We start from the raw sequence: 17,539 nt of genomic DNA on the forward strand, positions 1-17,539 counted from the left end.
GGCAAATCGCCTGATCTCGACCAAACATTTAATCTCGACCTGGACGTGCCTCTCCCTTAAGGTAGGGCGCGAACAGACAACCGGCTGGCCAGGCACCCCTTGGCCGTCGACCCAAGACGGACGCTTATGAACCCGAATTTTCTTGATTTCGAACAGCCGATCGCTGACCTGCAAGCCAAGATCGAAGAACTGCGCCTGGTCGGCAATGACAATTCGCTGAATATCGGCGATGAGATCGCTCGCCTGCAAGACAAGAGCAGCACGCTCACCGAAGACATCTTCGGCAAGCTGACCAGTTGGCAGATCGCGCGCCTGGCCCGCCACCCGCGCCGTCCGTACACCCTGGACTACATTCAGCACATCTTCACCGAGTTCGACGAACTGCACGGCGACCGTCACTTCTCCGACGACGCCGCCATCGTGGGCGGTATCGCGCGCCTGGACGACCAGCCGGTGATGGTGATCGGTCACCAGAAAGGCCGTGAAGTACGCGAAAAAGTTCGCCGTAACTTCGGCATGCCGCGTCCGGAAGGCTACCGCAAGGCCTGCCGCCTGATGGAAATGGCCGAGCGCTTCAAAATGCCGATCCTGACGTTCATCGACACCCCGGGTGCCTACCCAGGTATCGACGCCGAAGAACGCAATCAGAGCGAAGCGATCGCCTGGAACCTGCGCGTCATGTCCCGCCTGAAAACTCCGATCATTGCCACCGTGATTGGTGAAGGTGGTTCCGGCGGTGCGTTGGCCATTGGTGTCTGCGACCAATTGAACATGCTGCAATATTCGACCTACGCGGTGATCTCGCCGGAAGGTTGCGCCTCGATCCTGTGGAAAACCGCCGAGAAAGCGCCGGACGCTGCCGAAGCGATGGGCATCACCGCCGATCGCCTCAAGGGCCTGGGTATCGTGGATAAAGTCATCGCCGAGCCATTGGGCGGCGCCCACCGCGACCCGGCCGCCGCTGCCGCGACCATCCGCGCCGAACTGGGTTCGCAACTGGCGATGCTCAAGAAGCTGGATACCGAAGCGCTGTTGGCCCGGCGTTACGAGCGCCTGATGAGCTACGGTCTCTAAATCGCAGCCGTAAAAAATGTGGGAGGGGGCTTGCCCCCGATTGCTGAGTGTCAGTCAACGCATCGGGTGACTGGCCCGCCGCTATCGGGAGCAAGCCCTCTCCCACATTTGCTTTGTGTATGCTTGGCCAACGTATTCCAGGTTTGCGGCGGTAACATCTGATGAAACCATTACTCTCCGCCAAACTCCTGCAAACCCTGGCCCCCTGGCGCAACGCCCCGGCCTGGCATATCGCTTTTTCCGGCGGACTTGACTCCACCGTCCTGCTGCACCTCCTGGCAAATCTCGCCAAAACTGAGAAGCTTCCTACGCTTGGCGCTGTTCATGTCCACCATGGCTTGCAAGCCGCGGCCGATGCCTGGCCCGGTCATTGCCAGTCGGTCTGTGACGCCCTTGGGGTCCCCTTGCGAGTCATGCGCGTGCAGGTGCGGGCCGGTGCAAGCCTGGAGCGCGCGGCGCGTGACGCGCGCTATCAGGCGTTCGGTGAAGTGGTCGGGGCAGGGGCGGCGTTGCTCACCGGCCAGCACCGTGACGATCAGGCCGAAACCCTGCTGTTTCGTCTGCTGCGCGGCGCGGGGGTGCAAGGGTTGGCGGCGATGCCGATGCAGCGGCCGCTGGCGGGCGGCCATCTGCTGCGACCGTTGCTGGGCAGTTCACGTGCCGAGTTGCAGGCCTACGCCCAGGCGCACGAGTTGAGGTGGATCGAAGACCCTTCCAACGCCGACCCACGCTTCTCGCGAAATTACCTGCGTCATCGTGTATTCCCGCGGCTGACCGAGCGCTGGCCGCAGGCCATTGCGAGCCTGGCCCGTGCCGCTGAGCATTTGAGCGAAGCCCAAGGCCTGTTGGATGAGTTGGCGGGCATCGATCTGCAAGCCGCCGACCAGCCTTCGCCTTTTCCGTGGCTGCCCTTGCCGTCATTGGCCCTGGCGCCGTTGTGTGAGCTTTCCGACGCGCGGCAACGCAACGCCCTGCGCCATTGGTTGAACCCGCTGACGCGCTTACCCGACAGCGACCACTGGGCCGGCTGGCATTCCCTGCGCGACGCCAAGCTCGATGCGCAACCCCTGTGGCGCCTGGCCGACGGCGATCTGCATCGTTGCGGCGAGCGTATCTGGTGGCTGCCCTCCAGTTGGTCGGAGTTTTCCGACGCATCGGTGAGCTGGGCGCAGCCGCAAAACCCACTAGAGTTACCGGGTAACGGCCAACTCCGATTGATCGGCCAGGTGCCCGAGGGCGTGCTGCAGGTTCGCTATCGCCAAGGCGGCGAAATCATCGACATCCCGGGTCGCGGTCGGCGCGATTTGAAGCGCCTGCTCAACGAAAGTGGGCTGCCGGGCTTTGTCCGTGGCAGATTGCCGCTGCTGTATCGGGGTGAGCAATTGCTGGCTGCGCCCAGCCTTGCAGGGCTTTGGAATGTGTCGAATGACGGCTGGCAATTACATTGGATGCCACAGACCTGCGATCAAGGTTTGAGCTGATAGCGCCTTTCCGGTAGACTACGCTCCCTTCTTGATACAACTTCTGTGGATTCGCCTGAATCGCAGCAGTTGCCGATTACCAAGCAGTCTTTGCTGGGCGATTCCAAAAAATGTGTAGCGATCAACGTACCGGTGTTTCATTGCTGGTCTGTCACCACGCGGCGGTTTTTTTGAAAGGTGCACTGTGATTAATGCAGGTGATCGGGGGCTTCGGCCTTCCTTCGCTTTCCCCGGCGGCTCGGACCGCTTTAACGCAGACTTCTAGGGTTTTTCATGACGCGCTACATATTCGTCACGGGCGGTGTTGTTTCTTCATTGGGGAAAGGCATTGCCTCCGCTTCATTGGCGGCCATCCTGGAGGCGCGGGGACTTAAGGTCACCATGCTCAAGCTGGACCCGTACATCAACGTTGACCCGGGCACCATGAGCCCGTTCCAGCACGGTGAAGTGTTCGTCACACACGACGGCGCAGAGACCGACCTGGACCTGGGCCACTACGAGCGGTTCATCCGCACGACCATGACCCAGAACAACAACTTCACCACCGGCCGTGTCTACGAACACGTGCTGCGCAAGGAGCGTCGTGGTGACTACCTGGGGGCAACCATCCAGGTGATCCCGCACATCACCGACGAAATCAAGCGCCGCATCATCAAGGGTGCAGGCGATGCCGACGTGGCGATGGTCGAGATCGGTGGCACCGTGGGTGACATCGAATCCCAACCGTTCCTCGAAGCCATCCGCCAGTTGCGTTTCGAAGTCGGCGCCAAGCGCGCGATGCTGATGCACCTGACACTGGTGCCGTACATCGCCACCGCCGGCGAAACCAAAACCAAGCCAACCCAGCACTCGGTCAAGGAACTGCGCTCCATCGGCCTGCAGCCGGACGTGCTGGTATGCCGTTCCGATCACCCGATCGATATTTCCTCGCGTCGCAAGATCGCGCAGTTCACCAACGTTGAAGAACGTGCGGTGATTGCCCTGGAAGACGCCGACACCATCTACAAGATCCCGGGCATCCTGCATTCCCAGGGCCTGGATGATTTTGTGGTCGAGCGTTTCGGCCTGCAATGCGGCGGCGCGGATCTGTCCGAGTGGGAAGCCGTGGTCGACGCCAAGCTCAACCCTGAGCACGAAGTCACCATCGCCATGGTCGGCAAGTACATGGAGCTGCTGGATGCGTACAAGTCGCTGATCGAAGCGATGAGCCACGCCGGTATCAGCAACCGTACCAAGGTCAACCTGCGCTATATCGATTCCGAAGACATCGAGAACCAGGGCACCGCACTGCTCGAAGGCGTTGACGCGATTCTCGTTCCAGGCGGTTTCGGCCTGCGTGGCGTGGAAGGCAAGATCACCGCCGTGCAGTACGCTCGTGAGCACAAGGTGCCGTACCTGGGGATCTGCCTGGGCATGCAAGTGGCCGTTATCGAGTTCGCCCGTAACGTGCTGGGCTGGAAAGACGCCAACTCCACCGAGTTCGATCATTCCAGCGGCCATCCGGTCGTAGGCCTGATCACCGAGTGGGAAGACGCCACCGGCGCCGTTGAAACCCGCACCGAATCGTCCGACCTGGGCGGCACCATGCGCCTCGGCGCGCAAGACTGCCTGCTGGAGACGGGGTCGCTGGTTCACGACTGCTACGGCAAGGACGTGATCGTCGAACGCCACCGTCACCGCTACGAAGTGAACAACAACCTGCTGCCGCAGATCAAAGCCGCCGGCCTGAAAGTCTCCGGCCGCTCGGGCGATGGCAAGCTGGTCGAAGTGGTCGAGGCACCGGATCATCCGTGGTTCGTGGCGTGCCAGTTCCACCCTGAGTTCACCTCGACGCCGCGCGACGGTCACCCGTTGTTCAGCGGTTTCGTTAAAGCTGCACTGACGCAACATCAGAAGAAGGCGTGAACCTGATGGCCCAGAAGATCATTCGCGTAGGCGACATCGAGATTGCCAACGACAAGCCCATGGTGCTGTTCGGCGGCATGAACGTGCTGGAAAGCCGCGACATGGCGATGCAGGTCTGTGAAGAGTACGTGAAGGTTACCCAGAAACTGGGTATCCCTTATGTGTTCAAGGCCAGCTTCGACAAGGCCAACCGTTCGTCCGTGACGTCCTATCGCGGCCCGGGCCTTGAAGAAGGCATGCGGATCTTCCAGGACATCAAGCAAGCCTTCGGCGTGCCGATCATCACCGACGTCCACGAGCCTGAACAGGCTGCCGTGGTCGCCGAGGTGTGCGACATCATCCAGTTGCCGGCCTTCCTGTCGCGCCAGACCGACCTCGTGGTCGCCATGGCCAAGACCGGCGCGGTGATCAATATCAAGAAAGCCCAGTTCCTCGCGCCCCAGGAAATGAAACACATCCTGAACAAGTGCGTGGAAGCGGGTAACGACCAGTTGATCCTCTGCGAGCGCGGTTCGAGCTTCGGCTACAACAACCTCGTGGTGGACATGCTCGGTTTCGGCATCATGAAACAGTTCGAATACCCGGTGTTCTTCGACGTGACCCACGCGCTGCAAATGCCGGGTGGTCGCGCCGATTCCGCTGGCGGGCGTCGTGCCCAGGTATTGGATCTGGCCAAGGCGGGCATCAGCCAGTCCCTGGCCGGCCTGTTCCTGGAAGCCCACCCGGACCCGGACAACGCCAAATGCGACGGTCCTTGCGCCCTGCGCCTGGACAAACTGGAGCCATTCCTGGCCCAGCTCAAGCAATTGGACGAACTGGTCAAGAGTTTTCCGACGGTAGAGACCGCGTAAACGCCATTTCTCCGTGTAGGAGCCGAGCTTGCTCGCGATGCGGCCCGAGAGGGCACTATTCCTGGCAAGTTCGTTCTAAGTATTGCAATGTGCGCGACAAATTAAATCGAGCGGTATAGAGCATTTTCGTCAACTTTGGAGTGTTTACAACAATGGCAAAAATCGTCGACATCAAAGGTCGTGAAGTTCTCGACTCCCGTGGCAACCCCACCGTCGAAGCCGACGTGCTTCTCGATAACGGCATCATCGGCAGCGCCTGCGCGCCGTCCGGTGCTTCCACAGGTTCCCGCGAAGCGCTGGAACTGCGTGATGGCGACAAGAGCCGTTACCTGGGTAAGGGTGTCCTCAAGGCGGTAGCCAACATCAACGGTCCGATTCGTGACCTGTTGCTGGGCAAAGACCCGCTGGACCAGAAAGCCCTGGACCACGCGATGATCAAGCTCGACGGCACTGAAAACAAAGGCAGCCTGGGCGCCAACGCCATCCTCGCCGTGTCCCTGGCCGCCGCCAAGGCCGCCGCCCAGGACCAGGACCTGCCGCTGTACGCGCACATCGCCAACCTCAACGGCACGCCGGGTGTGTACTCGATGCCGGTACCGATGATGAACATCATCAACGGTGGCGAGCACGCCGATAACAACGTCGACATCCAGGAATTCATGGTGCAGCCGGTTGGCGCCAAGACCTTCTCCGAAGGCCTGCGCATGGGCACCGAGATTTTCCATCACCTCAAGGCTGTCCTGAAGGCCCGTGGCCTGAGCACTGCCGTGGGTGACGAAGGTGGCTTCGCGCCGAACCTGGCGTCCAACGAAGATGCACTGAAAGTGATCTCCGAAGCCGTGGCCAACGCCGGCTACACCCTGGGCACCGACGTGACCCTGGCCCTGGACTGCGCTGCCAGCGAATTCTACGAAGACGGTAAATACAACCTGTCCGGCGAAGGCCAGGTGTTCAACTCCGAAGGGTTTGCCGAGTACCTCAAGGGCTTGACCCAGCGCTACCCGATCATCTCGATCGAAGACGGCCTGGACGAGTCCGACTGGGACGGCTGGAAAATTCTCACCGACAAGCTCGGCGAGAAGGTCCAACTGGTCGGCGACGATCTGTTCGTGACCAACACCAAGATCCTGAAAGAAGGCATCGACAAAAAGATCGCCAACTCGATCCTGATCAAGTTCAACCAGATCGGCACCCTGACCGAAACCCTGGAAGCCATCCAGATGGCCAAGGCTGCGGGCTACACCGCCGTGATCTCGCACCGCTCCGGCGAAACCGAAGACTCGACCATTGCCGACCTGGCCGTGGGCACCTCGGCCGGCCAGATCAAGACCGGCTCGCTGTGCCGTTCCGATCGCGTATCCAAGTACAACCAATTGCTGCGTATCGAAGAACAACTGGCAGGTAAAGCCAAGTACAACGGTCGCGGCGAGTTTCGCGGCTGATCAGTAAATGGTAAAAAGTCGGCAGGTTGTGTCGGAAAAATCACGAGAGTGTGAAATTCGACGCTAATCTGATGACGATCAAGCACAAGCCTGGGTCTTCCAGGCTTCGTGCTATCAGCTACTTTAAAAGTTTTGCATGGCTGTCTTTTTTCACTGGATACCCGATATTCGATGCGCAGTCCCAACTGGTTGTTCCTCGTCTTGCTCTTGTTGCTGGCTGGCCTGCAGTACCGCCTCTGGGTGGGTAATGGCAGCGTTGCGCAGGTAGAAGACCTGACCCAGCAAATTGCCGACCAGCACGCCGAAAACGAACGCCTGCTGGAGCGCAATCGCGTCCTCGATGCCGAGGTGCTTGAGCTGAAAAAAGGTACGGAGACCGTCGAAGAGCGGGCTCGTCATGAATTGGGCATGGTCAAGGAGGGCGAAACCCTCTACCAGTTGGCCCAATGAGTCACTGTTTACCGGCCTTCTGGGCCGTGATTCCTGCCGCGGGCGTCGGTGCCCGTATGGCTGCGGACCGTCCCAAGCAATACTTGCAACTGGGCGGGCGCACTATTCTCGAACACAGCCTTGGCTGTTTTCTCGACCACCCCTCGCTCAAGGGCCTGGTGGTCAGTCTTGCTGTTGATGACCCTTACTGGCCCAACCTGGCGTGTGCCGCTGACCCGCGTATTCAGCGGGCGGCCGGTGGTTTGGAGCGTTCGGGTTCGGTGCTCAATGCGCTGCTGCAGCTCAATGCACTGGGCGCCAGCGATGATGACTGGGTGTTGGTGCATGATGCGGCGCGGCCTAACCTGAGTCGTGACGATCTCGACAAACTGCTCGCCGAACTCGCGGACGATCCGGTGGGTGGCCTGCTGGCTGTGCCGGCCCGCGATACCCTCAAGCGTGTAGACAAGCATGGTCGCGTCATCGAGACCGTTGACCGCAGCTTGATCTGGCAGGCCTACACGCCGCAGATGTTCCGCCTGGGTGCGTTGCATCGTGCGTTGGCCGACAGCCTGGTGGCCGATGCGGTGATCACCGACGAAGCCTCGGCCATGGAATGGTCCGGCCAGGCGCCGCGACTGATTGAAGGGCGCTCGGACAATATCAAGGTGACCCGGCCCGAGGACCTGGAATGGCTGCGACTACGCTGGGCCAATCGGCTGTAGGAGCGAGCTTGCTCGCGAAAAACGTCAACGATAACGCGGACAATCTGGATTGAAGCGGCGCTCTCAAGTTTTTCGCGAGCAAGCTCGCTCCTACATAAACGATAAACGCCATCAATGCTCAGTACCGTACTCGGGCCGTTCGGCCAACCCTGCCTTTAAATACTCCACCAGCTTCCTGACCTTCGGCGACAAATGCCGCTGCTGCGGATACAACGCCCACACCGCCGTATTCGGCGGCTGATGCGCCTCCAGTAACGACACCAACGCGCCACTGTGCAAATGCTCCAGCACGTAATAGTCCGGCAACTGGCACAAGCCCACCCCTTGTAACGCCGCGTCCAATACCGCTTGCCCGCTGTTGCAGCGCCAGTTGCCTTGCACCCGTTGGGAAAATTCGCGCCCATCCTGGGCCAGTTGCCAGATGTCCGAGCTGCCGACCAGGCAGTTATGCCGACTCAATTCCGACAAACTATGTGGCCGCCCATACCGCGCAAGGTAGGACGGCGACGCGCACAAGTACATGCGTCGCGGCGCCAGGCGGCTGGCGACCATGCGCGAGTCTTGCAGGCGCCCCAGGCGAATTGCCAGGTCAAGGCCTTCGTGGACCAAATCCAACTGGCGATTGCTCAGCTCGATATCCACCCGCAGTTGCGGGTAAAGCCCCATGAACCGCGTCACCAGTGGCACGATAAACCGCTCGCCATACGCCACGGCGCAGGTCATGCGCAACATGCCCTTGGGCTCGCTGGCGAGGTCACCGACGGCGCGCAGGGCTTCTTCGCGGCCATCCTGCAGGCGCTGGCAGTGTTGCAGAAAGGTCTGGCCGGCTTCGGTCAGGGTCACCTTGCGGGTACTGCGATACAGCAAGCGCGTTTGCAGCCGTTCTTCCAGGCGTGCCACCTGTCGGCTGATGTGCGACGAAGACACCCCAAGGCGTTCCGCCGCCGCAGTGAATTGGCTGCATTCAGCGACGGCGACGAACTCATCGATGCCTTCCCAGCGGTTTTCCAGCATGGCGATTATCCCTGTACAGCAATAAAGTTTTGCTTTTGCCTGGATTATTAATCAGTCAGCCATGTTTTACACTCACCGCCTCAGTTTTTAACTCCCTGGAGAAACCCGGATGATCAAGTCCCGCGCCGCCGTAGCCTTCGAAGCCAAGAAGCCCCTTGAGATCGTTGAAGTGGATGTCGCCATGCCCAAGGCCGGCGAAGTGCTGTTGCGCGTGGTCGCGTCCGGCGTGTGCCATACCGACGCCTACACCTTGTCGGGCGCCGACCCGGAAGGCATCTTCCCGTCGATTCTCGGCCATGAAGGCGGTGCCGTGGTTGAAGCGATCGGCGAGGGTGTGACCTCGGTTGCCGTCGGCGACCATGTGATCCCGCTGTACACCCCGGAATGCGGCAAGTGCAAATTCTGTCTGTCGGGCAAGACCAACCTGTGCCAGGCGATTCGTGCCACCCAGGGCAAAGGCCTGATGCCGGACGGCACCACGCGTTTCTCCTACAAGGGTCAGCCGATTTTCCACTACATGGGCACCTCGACCTTTTCCGAGTACACCGTGCTGCCGGAAATTTCCGTGGCGAAGATTCCTAAAGACGCGCCGCTGGAAAAAGTCTGCCTGCTGGGATGTGGCGTCACCACCGGTATCGGTGCGGTGATCAACACCGCCAAGGTCAAGCCCGGCGACACCGTCGCCATCTTCGGCCTCGGCGGTATCGGCCTGTCGGCGGTGATCGGTGCGGTAAAAGCCAAGGCCGGTCGCATCATCGTCATTGACATCAACCCGGCCAAGTTCGAAATCGCCAAGCAACTGGGCGCCACCGACTGCATCAACCCGAAAGACTACGACCGCCCGATCCAGGACGTGATTGTCGATTTGACTGACGGCGGCGTGGACTTTTCCTTCGAGTGCATCGGCAACGTGCAACTGATGCGCGCCGCCCTTGAATGCTGTCACAAAGGCTGGGGCGAATCGGTGATCATCGGCGTTGCCGGTGCCGGCCAGGAAATTTCCACCCGTCCATTCCAACTGGTGACCGGCCGCGTCTGGCGCGGTTCGGCCTTCGGCGGCGTGCGTGGTCGGACTGAATTGCCCAGCTACGTGGAAATGGCCCAGAACGGCGAGATCCCGTTGGACACCTTCATCACCCACACCATGGGCCTGGAAGACATCAACAAAGCGTTTGAGCTGATGCATGAAGGTAAGAGCATTCGTACCGTCATCCACTTCTGAGGTCGGCCATGAGTCTGGAAAACCTGTCGTGCCAGAAGAGCTTCGGCGGCTGGCATAAACGCTACAAGCATCATTCTGACGTGCTCGGTTGCGACATGACCTTCGCCGTCTACCTGCCGCCGCAGGCGGAGCAGGGCGGCAAGCTGCCGGTGGTGTACTGGCTGTCCGGGTTGACCTGCACCGATGAAAACTTCATGCAGAAAGCCGGCGCCCAGCGCGTGGCGGCCGAACTGGGGCTGATCATCGTCGCGCCGGACACCAGCCCCCGTGGCCCCGGTGTGCCGGGCGATCCGGACAACGCCTGGGATTTCGGCCTGGGAGCCGGTTTCTATCTGAATGCCACCCAGGAACCCTGGGCCAAGCACTATCGGATGCATGACTACGTGGTGCAGGAATTGCCGGCGTTGGTTGAAGCGCATTTCCCTGCTTCGGATAAACGCGGTATCAGCGGCCACTCCATGGGCGGCCACGGTGCGCTGGTGTGTGCATTGCGCAACCCCGGGCGTTACCTATCGGTGTCGGCGTTTTCGCCGATCAACAACCCGATGGATTGCCCATGGGGCCAGAAAGCCTTCTCCCGTTACCTGGGCGAAGAACGTTCGAAGTGGCGCGAGTGGGACGCTTGCGTGCTGATCAGCGAAACCTCGGAAAAACTGCCATTGCTGGTGGACCAGGGCGACCGCGACGACTTCCTCGCGGTGCAGCTCAAGCCCGAAGCCTTGCAGCAAGCGGCGAAAGCGGCCAATCACCCGCTCGAACTGCGCCTGCAACCCGGCTACGACCACAGCTACTTCTTTATCGCCAGCTTCATCGAAGACCATTTGCGACATCATGGTCGTGCTTTGCTCGGTTAATATGCGACAAAAGTAGGTAGAATCACGCCCTGAATTAAATCGGGGCGTTTTTTATGCGTATTGGCCACGGCTACGATGTGCACCGTTTCGCTGAAGGCGATTTCATCACTTTGGGCGGTGTGCGCATTGCGCACCACCATGGGTTGCTGGCTCATTCCGACGGCGATGTCGTGTTGCACGCCTTGAGCGACGCCTTGCTCGGCGCAGCGGCGCTCGGCGATATCGGCAAGCACTTTCCGGACACCGACCCGACCTTCAAGGGCGCGGACAGCCGCGTATTGCTACGCCATGTGGTCGGACTGATCCACGCCAAAGGCTGGAAAGTCGGCAACGTCGATAACACCATCGTGGCCCAGGCGCCGAAAATGGCCCCCCACATCGAGTCGATGCGCGCGCTGATCGCCGCGGATCTGCACATTGAATTGGATCAAGTGAACGTGAAAGCCACCACCACCGAAAAGCTCGGGTTTACCGGTCGTGAAGAGGGCATCGCGGTGCACTCCGTCGCCTTGTTGCTGCGCGCATGAACGACCAGCAACTGTTGGGCCCGCGGGCCTATGGCGAGGCTTTGGGCAGCGCCGTATTGAAGGCTACCGCTGAAGATTTCCAGGTCGACGAAGTGCTCGATATCCCGCTGACCGGCGAGGGTGAGCACCTGTGGCTGTGGGTGGAAAAGCGTGGCCTCAACACTGAAGAGGCCGCCCGCCGGATCGCCAAGGCCGCCGGCGTGCCGTTGCGCACCGTCAGTTATGCCGGGCTCAAGGATCGCCAGGCGTTGACCCGCCAGTGGTTCAGTGTACAACTGCCGGGCAAGGCTGATCCGGACCTGAGCGGCGCGGAAAACGACACCCTCAAGATCCTCAAGACCGGCCGTCACAAGCGCAAGCTGCAACGCGGTGCCCATTCGGCCAACGGCTTTACCTTGCGCCTGACGCAACTGGCGGGGGATCACGCGGCCATTGATGCACGCCTGCAACTGATCGCCCAGCACGGCATTCCCAATTATTTCGGCACCCAGCGTTTTGGCCACAACGGCGGCAATGTGGTGGATGCGCGTGAGTGGGCGGCTCGCAAGGCCTTGCCGGAGCAGCGCAATGTGCGTTCGCGGTTGCTGTCGACGGCGCGCAGTTTCCTCTTCAACAAAGTGTTGGCAGCGCGTGTCGCGGACGGTTCCTGGCAGCGTGCCCAGGTCGGCGATCTTCTGGCCTTCACCGACAGTCGCAGTTTTTTTCCGGCGGGGGAGGCTGAATGCAGCGACCCGCGCCTGGCGATCCTGGACCTGCACCCCACCGGACCGCAGTGGGGCGAAGGCGATTCGCCGGCTACCGGTGCAACCCATGCACTGGAGCAGGCGGTTGCCGCCAGTGAAGCCGACCTGCGCGATTGGCTGGTGAATGCCGGCATGAGCCAGGAACGTCGCATTCTGCGACTGCCCATTGGCGGGTTGACGTGGCATTATCCCGGGCCTGACATTCTGCAATTGGAATTCGTCCTACCGGCCGGATGCTTCGCCACTGTCTTGGTGCGCGAGCTTGTTGATCTGGTGCCGGTGGGGCAGACGGACAGCCCATGCGTATTCTGATATCAAATGACGACGGTGCCACCGCACCTGGCCTCGCCGCGCTTCATGCTGCGCTGGCGGATTACGCCGAGTGCGTGGTGGTTGCCCCCGACCAGGACAAGAGCGGCGCCAGCAGTTCGCTGACGCTCGACCGTCCGCTGCACGTGCACGTTCTGGCCAATGGCTATATCAGCGTGAACGGCACCCCCACCGACTGCGTACACCTGGCGATCAACAGTTTGTTGGATCAGGAGCCGGACCTGGTGGTGTCGGGCATCAACCTCGGCGCCAACCTGGGAGATGACGTGCTGTATTCCGGCACCGTGGCGGCCGCCCTTGAAGGGCGTTTCCTGGGGCGGACCTCGTTCGCCTTCTCGTTGGCCTCGCGCCAATTGGATAACCTGCCGACTGCCGCCTATTTCGCGCGCAAGCTGGTGGAAGCCCACGGTTCCCTCGATCTGCCGCCCCGGACGGTGCTTAACGTCAATATCCCCAATTTGCCCATCGAGCATATTCGCGGCATCCAGCTCACGCGCCTGGGCCATCGCGCCCGTGCGGCGGCGCCGTTGAAGGTGGTCGACCCACGTGGCAAGGAAGGTTATTGGATCGCCGCCGCAGGCGATGCCGAAGACGGCGGCCCGGGCACCGATTTTCATGCGGTGATGCAAGGCTATGTCTCGATTACCCCGTTGCAACTCGATCGCACCTTCAGTGATGCCTTCAGTAGTCTCGATGGCTGGCTGGAGGGCTTGCGCTGATGGCTCGTGAACAAGACGACCTGCTGCGTCGCGGTATAGGGATGACTTCCCAGCGTACCCGCGAGCGTCTGATCCAGCGCCTGTACGAAGAGGGCCTGTCCAATGCCCAGGTGCTGGAAGTGATCCGGCGCACGCCTCGGCACCTGTTTGTCGATGAGGCCCTGGCCCATCGCGCCTATGAAGACACGGCGTTGCCGATCGGGCATAACCAGACCATTTCCCAGCCGTACATGGTAGCGCGCATGAGCGAACTGCTGCTGGAGGCGGGCCCGTTGGACAAGGTGCTGGAGATCGGCACCGGTTCCGGCTACCAGACTGCCGTGCTGTCGCAACTGGTGGAGCGTGTGTTCTCGGTGGAGCGCATCAAGGTGCTGCAGGATCGCGCCAAGGAACGTCTGGTGGAACTGAACCTGCGCAACGTGGTGTTCCGCTGGGGCGATGGCTGGGAAGGCTGGCCGGCGCTGGCGCCCTACAACGGCATCATCGTCACCGCAGTCGCCACCGATGTGCCGCAGGCGTTGCTCGATCAACTGGCCCCTGGCGGCCGGCTGGTGATCCCGGTGGGTTCCGGTGAAGTGCAACAATTGATGCTCATTATCCGTGAAGAGGAAGGCTTTTCGCGGCATGTGCTCGGCGCTGTGCGTTTCGTGCCGTTGCTCAATGGCCCGCTCGCCTGATCATTTATTCGCGCGCAGTGAATTCTGTTGGCGGGGATGTGTCTTACGGCGGGGTCTATAGAGTCAACATGATTGGTCGTTGGTTTTAAACGCGATGAATTTTTCGTTTCAGTCGTGTGCCAGTAAAAAGCCAATGCCCAGTTATACTTACGACATATTTCAAGCCTGATACAGGCATTCATGTTCAGCCACCACAAAGGGAGCGGCGGGTGAGTCTCACAGGTCTTGCGCAGCGTATGAGTAAAACAAGCTTTCAGCGACTGGTGCTTGGCCTTGTCTTGAGTTCCTTATTGGCAGCTTGTTCGAGCACGCCTTCCGGGGGCGCGAGGGTGGTTGACCGCACCAACGCGGCACCGCAAAAACCGACCGTGACCACGGGGCAATATGTAGTGCGTAAGGGCGATACGATGTTTTCGATCGCCTTCCGTTATGGCTGGGACTACAAGGCGCTCGCCGCGCGTAACAATATTCCTGCGCCCTACACGATACATCCGGGTCAGACCATTCGCTTCGATGGACGCACCGGTTCAACGTCGACGGCAGTTGTGACAAACACCGGATCTTCGCCCTCGTCTTCGAGCAAAACCACGATCATTACGCGGCCTGCGGGCACCGCCGCGCCTACGGTTGCGAGCAAGCCGGCAGCCGCGCCGCTGCCGCCTGCGGGGCCTGCACCGAGCGGTTGGGGATGGCCTTCAAACGGTGTATTAATTGGAAAATTCTCTTCAAACGGCAGTTTGAATAAAGGCATTGATATCGCCGGGGATTTGGGACAGCCTGTTTTAGCTGCGTCTGATGGGACAGTGGTGTACGCCGGGAGTGGTTTGCGGGGCTACGGCGAGCTGGTCATCATCAAACACAGCGATACCTACGTCAGTGCTTACGGCCACAACCGTAGGCTGTTGGTTCGGGAGGGGCAGCAGGTCAAAGTCGGACAGACAATTGCCGAAATGGGGTCAACTGGTACAGACCGGGTGAAACTGCACTTTGAGATTCGCCGCCAAGGGAAGCCTGTAGATCCGCTGCAATTTCTACCCCGTCGTTGATGTGTTGCCAGCCTGTTCCCTCGCGTAGAAGGAACAGGCTCCAGCGTTGCCAAGGATAAAGGCGTCGCTTGAGCTTGAGGTCGAACTCACCAAAGGACTATAACAATGGCTCTCAGTAAAGAAGCGCCGGAGTTTGACATCGACGATGAGGTTCTCCTTATGGAGACCGGCATCGCTACGGAATCGATGTCGAATGAGGGATTAGCTGTACCTTCAGTTCGCACCAAATCCAAGAACTCCACTGCGTTAAAACAGCACAAGTACATTGACTACACGCGGGCGCTCGATGCGACCCAGCTGTACCTCAATGAAATCGGCTTTTCCCCTCTGCTGACTCCCGAAGAAGAAGTCCATTTTGCGCGCTTGTCGCAAAAGGGCGATCCGGCTGGGCGCAAGCGCATGATTGAAAGCAACCTGCGCCTGGTGGTGAAAATCGCCCGACGCTACGTCAATCGAGGGCTGTCCCTGTTGGACCTGATCGAGGAGGGCAACCTCGGCTTGATTCGGGCGGTGGAGAAGTTCGACCCTGAGCGGGGCTTCCGCTTCTCGACCTACGCCACCTGGTGGATTCGTCAGACCATCGAACGGGCGATCATGAATCAGACCCGCACGATCCGGTTGCCGATCCATGTGGTCAAGGAGCTCAACGTCTACCTGCGGGCTGCGCGTGAGCTGACCCAAAAACTCGATCATGAACCCTCGCCCGAAGAAATCGCCAACCTGCTGGAAAAGCCGGTAGGCGAGGTCAAGCGCATGCTCGGTCTTAACGAGCGCGTGTCCTCGGTCGACGTCTCGCTGGGCCCGGATTCGGATAAAACCCTGCTGGACACCCTGACGGATGATCGCCCGACGGATCCTTGCGAGCTGTTGCAGGACGATGATCTTTCCCAAAGCATTGACCAGTGGCTGTCGGAACTTACCGACAAGCAGCGCGAGGTGGTGATTCGCCGCTTCGGCCTGCGCGGTCATGAGAGCAGTACCCTGGAGGATGTAGGCCAGGAGATCGGCCTGACCCGTGAGCGGGTGCGCCAGATCCAGGTAGAAGGGCTCAAGCGCTTGCGTGAGATCCTGGAGAAGAATGGCTTGTCGAGTGAGTCGTTGTTTCAATAACGACGCAGCATGAATGTGGGAGGGGGCTTGCCCCCGATGGCAGTGGTTCAGTCACTGGATGTATCGACTGACCCACCGCTATCGGGGGCAAGCCCCCTCCCACATTATTTATGTATGCCCAAATCCCAGGCATAAAAAAACCCCGCTTTTAAGGGCGGGGTTCTTTCGACTAAGTCAGTACAAGTTAGATAACTTGAACTTCTTCAGCTTGCATGCCTTTCTGACCGCGGGTAGCGATGAAAGAAACCTGTTGGCCTTCTTTCAGGCTTTTGAAGCCGTCGGATTGGATAGCTTTGAAGTGAACGAACAGGTCGTCACCGGATTGTGGAGTGATGAAGCCGAAGCCTTTTTCATCGTTGAACCACTTAACGGTACCAGTTTGGCGATTAGACATGGTGTATCTCCTTGGACAAAGTTAACTGCGACTCAGGAAAAGCCCTGGCCGAGACTGAGTGCAAAGAGCAGGAAAAATTCTTGGAGATGGTTGGATCGAAATTCAACATATCGTGTAGAGATTCTCAGTGACACAAGCAGCACAGTGGCGCCACCTTAACCCTTTTTCCGGAACGTGCCAATGGTATTTCCGAAGGTTTCTCTATTTTCGTGACTGGCGGTGGTATTTACGTTGATTGCGCACGCCGATTTGGGGCCTGGCCCCGCTGGCTGCGGCTTATACAAGGCGGGCATTGATCAAGACATTCATTAACAAAAGTCCCACGCCCTTTGAACCCCAACGCCCACCCCGGTAAGATGCCCAACAGAATTTTTCCACCTCGCTATTCAGGACACCCGCCATGAGCATCAAATCGGACAAGTGGATTCGCCGCATGGCGCAAGAGCACGGCATGATCGAACCGTTCGTTGAGCGCCAGATCCGTGGTGAAGGCGCTGATCGTGTGATTTCGTATGGTGTTTCCAGCTACGGCTACGACGTGCGTTGTGCCGATGAATTCAAGGTGTTCACCAACATCAACTCGGCCACCGTCGATCCGAAAAACTTCGACGAAAAGAGCTTCGTCGACGTCAAGAGCGACGTGTGCATCATCCCGCCCAACTCCTTCGCCCTGGCGCGCACCGTGGAATTTTTCCGCATTCCCCGCGACGTGCTGACCATCTGCCTGGGTAAAAGCACTTATGCGCGCTGTGGCATTATCGTCAACGTAACGCCGCTTGAGCCAGAGTGGGAAGGCCACGTCACCCTGGAATTCTCCAACACCACCACCCTGCCGGCGAAGATCTACGCCAACGAAGGCGTGGCGCAGATGCTGTTCCTGCAGTCCGATGAGGCCTGTGAAGTGTCCTACAAAGACCGTGGCGGCAAGTACCAGGGCCAGCGCGGCGTCACCCTGCCACGCGCCTGATCGAAACGTCCTACGCGTAAAGGGAATTA

Annotated in this window: 18 protein-coding genes; 16 read left to right on the forward strand and 2 right to left on the reverse strand. The window is 59.8% G+C overall.

Translation table 11 applies throughout. The features are described 5' to 3' along the window. The first annotated feature begins 126 nt into the window (after positions 1-126). The 7 genes from J2Y83_RS05970 (at position 127) to ispD (ending at position 7,907) form a co-directional block, all read left to right on the forward strand. Complete coding sequence (locus J2Y83_RS05970) at positions 127-1,074, forward strand: acetyl-CoA carboxylase carboxyltransferase subunit alpha (protein ID WP_253393776.1); 948 nt, start codon at positions 127-129, stop codon at positions 1,072-1,074. Between the two features lie 161 nt (positions 1,075-1,235). Beyond that, on the forward strand, positions 1,236-2,555 hold the full coding sequence (gene tilS, locus J2Y83_RS05975; RefSeq protein WP_253393777.1) for a tRNA lysidine(34) synthetase TilS: 1,320 nt from the start codon (positions 1,236-1,238) through the stop codon (positions 2,553-2,555). A gap of 273 nt (positions 2,556-2,828) precedes the next feature. Beyond that, a complete protein-coding gene (locus J2Y83_RS05980) occupies positions 2,829-4,460 on the forward strand; it encodes a CTP synthase (RefSeq protein WP_247402490.1) in 1,632 nt (543 codons plus the stop codon). A gap of 5 nt (positions 4,461-4,465) precedes the next feature. Beyond that, the gene (gene kdsA, locus J2Y83_RS05985; RefSeq protein WP_010563535.1) at positions 4,466-5,311 is read left to right on the forward strand and encodes a 3-deoxy-8-phosphooctulonate synthase; all 846 of its coding nucleotides are present in this window, start codon (positions 4,466-4,468) and stop codon (positions 5,309-5,311) included. Positions 5,312-5,463: 152 nt separating this feature from the next. Beyond that, the gene (gene eno, locus J2Y83_RS05990; RefSeq protein WP_253393778.1) at positions 5,464-6,753 is read left to right on the forward strand and encodes a phosphopyruvate hydratase; all 1,290 of its coding nucleotides are present in this window, start codon (positions 5,464-5,466) and stop codon (positions 6,751-6,753) included. A 171-nt stretch (positions 6,754-6,924) separates the two neighbouring features. Beyond that, on the forward strand, positions 6,925-7,203 hold the full coding sequence (gene ftsB / locus J2Y83_RS05995) for a cell division protein FtsB (protein WP_247402486.1): 279 nt from the start codon (positions 6,925-6,927) through the stop codon (positions 7,201-7,203). Beyond that, complete coding sequence (gene ispD / locus J2Y83_RS06000) at positions 7,200-7,907, forward strand: 2-C-methyl-D-erythritol 4-phosphate cytidylyltransferase (RefSeq protein WP_253393779.1); 708 nt, start codon at positions 7,200-7,202, stop codon at positions 7,905-7,907. Before ftsB ends, ispD begins: the two co-directional genes overlap by 4 nt. A gap of 111 nt (positions 7,908-8,018) precedes the next feature. Here ispD and J2Y83_RS06005 read toward each other — a convergent pair whose 3' ends face one another. Further along, the gene (locus J2Y83_RS06005) at positions 8,019-8,921 is read right to left on the reverse strand and encodes a LysR substrate-binding domain-containing protein (RefSeq protein WP_253393780.1); all 903 of its coding nucleotides are present in this window, start codon (positions 8,919-8,921) and stop codon (positions 8,019-8,021) included. 109 nt (positions 8,922-9,030) lie between these two features. Here J2Y83_RS06005 and J2Y83_RS06010 point away from each other — a divergent pair, with 109 nt between their 5' ends. The 8 genes from J2Y83_RS06010 (at position 9,031) to rpoS (ending at position 16,149) form a co-directional block, all read left to right on the forward strand. Continuing rightward, on the forward strand, positions 9,031-10,143 hold the full coding sequence (locus tag J2Y83_RS06010) for an S-(hydroxymethyl)glutathione dehydrogenase/class III alcohol dehydrogenase (protein WP_253393781.1): 1,113 nt from the start codon (positions 9,031-9,033) through the stop codon (positions 10,141-10,143). An 8-nt stretch (positions 10,144-10,151) separates the two neighbouring features. Further along, on the forward strand, positions 10,152-10,997 hold the full coding sequence (fghA, locus tag J2Y83_RS06015; protein WP_253393783.1) for an S-formylglutathione hydrolase: 846 nt from the start codon (positions 10,152-10,154) through the stop codon (positions 10,995-10,997). Positions 10,998-11,050: 53 nt separating this feature from the next. After that, positions 11,051-11,524 (forward strand): 2-C-methyl-D-erythritol 2,4-cyclodiphosphate synthase, encoded by a 474-nt coding sequence (ispF, locus tag J2Y83_RS06020; protein ID WP_025855145.1) that lies wholly within the window; start codon positions 11,051-11,053, stop codon positions 11,522-11,524. Next, the gene (gene truD, locus J2Y83_RS06025; RefSeq protein WP_247402477.1) at positions 11,521-12,579 is read left to right on the forward strand and encodes a tRNA pseudouridine(13) synthase TruD; all 1,059 of its coding nucleotides are present in this window, start codon (positions 11,521-11,523) and stop codon (positions 12,577-12,579) included. Before ispF ends, truD begins: the two co-directional genes overlap by 4 nt. After that, positions 12,567-13,316: a 5'/3'-nucleotidase SurE gene (gene surE / locus J2Y83_RS06030; protein ID WP_253393785.1), complete on the forward strand. Its 750-nt coding sequence runs from the start codon at positions 12,567-12,569 to the stop codon at positions 13,314-13,316. The genes truD and surE overlap by 13 nt, the downstream gene beginning before the upstream one ends. 41 nt (positions 13,317-13,357) lie before the next feature. Then, entirely contained in the window at positions 13,358-13,993 is a 636-nt protein-coding gene (locus tag J2Y83_RS06035; RefSeq protein ID WP_247402496.1) for a protein-L-isoaspartate(D-aspartate) O-methyltransferase, read from the forward strand. Between the two features lie 209 nt (positions 13,994-14,202). After that, on the forward strand, positions 14,203-15,039 hold the full coding sequence (locus tag J2Y83_RS06040; protein WP_253393787.1) for a peptidoglycan DD-metalloendopeptidase family protein: 837 nt from the start codon (positions 14,203-14,205) through the stop codon (positions 15,037-15,039). A 105-nt stretch (positions 15,040-15,144) separates the two neighbouring features. After that, positions 15,145-16,149: an RNA polymerase sigma factor RpoS gene (rpoS, locus tag J2Y83_RS06045; protein ID WP_253393789.1), complete on the forward strand. Its 1,005-nt coding sequence runs from the start codon at positions 15,145-15,147 to the stop codon at positions 16,147-16,149. A gap of 184 nt (positions 16,150-16,333) precedes the next feature. On the opposite strand, the gene J2Y83_RS06050 is transcribed toward rpoS, so the two are convergent. After that, a complete protein-coding gene (locus J2Y83_RS06050; RefSeq protein WP_002554837.1) occupies positions 16,334-16,543 on the reverse strand; it encodes a cold-shock protein in 210 nt (69 codons plus the stop codon). Positions 16,544-16,943: 400 nt separating this feature from the next. Here J2Y83_RS06050 and dcd point away from each other — a divergent pair, with 400 nt between their 5' ends. After that, complete coding sequence (gene dcd, locus J2Y83_RS06055) at positions 16,944-17,510, forward strand: dCTP deaminase (RefSeq protein ID WP_058412395.1); 567 nt, start codon at positions 16,944-16,946, stop codon at positions 17,508-17,510. Positions 17,511-17,539: the final 29 nt, after the last annotated feature.

Source organism: Pseudomonas marginalis (assembly GCF_024169655.1).
GTDB classification, from domain to species: domain Bacteria; phylum Pseudomonadota; class Gammaproteobacteria; order Pseudomonadales; family Pseudomonadaceae; genus Aquipseudomonas; species Aquipseudomonas paraveronii.

Coding starts and splice junctions, on each gene's coding strand:
- J2Y83_RS05970 (WP_253393776.1), top strand. CDS start 127: ATGAACCCGAATTTTCTTGATTTCGAACAGCCGATCGCTGACCTGCAA.
- tilS (WP_253393777.1), top strand. CDS start 1,236: ATGAAACCATTACTCTCCGCCAAACTCCTGCAAACCCTGGCCCCCTGG.
- J2Y83_RS05980 (WP_247402490.1), top strand. CDS start 2,829: ATGACGCGCTACATATTCGTCACGGGCGGTGTTGTTTCTTCATTGGGG.
- kdsA (WP_010563535.1), top strand. CDS start 4,466: ATGGCCCAGAAGATCATTCGCGTAGGCGACATCGAGATTGCCAACGAC.
- eno (WP_253393778.1), top strand. CDS start 5,464: ATGGCAAAAATCGTCGACATCAAAGGTCGTGAAGTTCTCGACTCCCGT.
- ftsB (WP_247402486.1), top strand. CDS start 6,925: ATGCGCAGTCCCAACTGGTTGTTCCTCGTCTTGCTCTTGTTGCTGGCT.
- ispD (WP_253393779.1), top strand. CDS start 7,200: ATGAGTCACTGTTTACCGGCCTTCTGGGCCGTGATTCCTGCCGCGGGC.
- J2Y83_RS06005 (WP_253393780.1), bottom strand. CDS start 8,921: ATGCTGGAAAACCGCTGGGAAGGCATCGATGAGTTCGTCGCCGTCGCT.
- J2Y83_RS06010 (WP_253393781.1), top strand. CDS start 9,031: ATGATCAAGTCCCGCGCCGCCGTAGCCTTCGAAGCCAAGAAGCCCCTT.
- fghA (WP_253393783.1), top strand. CDS start 10,152: ATGAGTCTGGAAAACCTGTCGTGCCAGAAGAGCTTCGGCGGCTGGCAT.
- ispF (WP_025855145.1), top strand. CDS start 11,051: ATGCGTATTGGCCACGGCTACGATGTGCACCGTTTCGCTGAAGGCGAT.
- truD (WP_247402477.1), top strand. CDS start 11,521: ATGAACGACCAGCAACTGTTGGGCCCGCGGGCCTATGGCGAGGCTTTG.
- surE (WP_253393785.1), top strand. CDS start 12,567: ATGCGTATTCTGATATCAAATGACGACGGTGCCACCGCACCTGGCCTC.
- J2Y83_RS06035 (WP_247402496.1), top strand. CDS start 13,358: ATGACTTCCCAGCGTACCCGCGAGCGTCTGATCCAGCGCCTGTACGAA.
- rpoS (WP_253393789.1), top strand. CDS start 15,145: ATGGCTCTCAGTAAAGAAGCGCCGGAGTTTGACATCGACGATGAGGTT.
- J2Y83_RS06050 (WP_002554837.1), bottom strand. CDS start 16,543: ATGTCTAATCGCCAAACTGGTACCGTTAAGTGGTTCAACGATGAAAAA.
- dcd (WP_058412395.1), top strand. CDS start 16,944: ATGAGCATCAAATCGGACAAGTGGATTCGCCGCATGGCGCAAGAGCAC.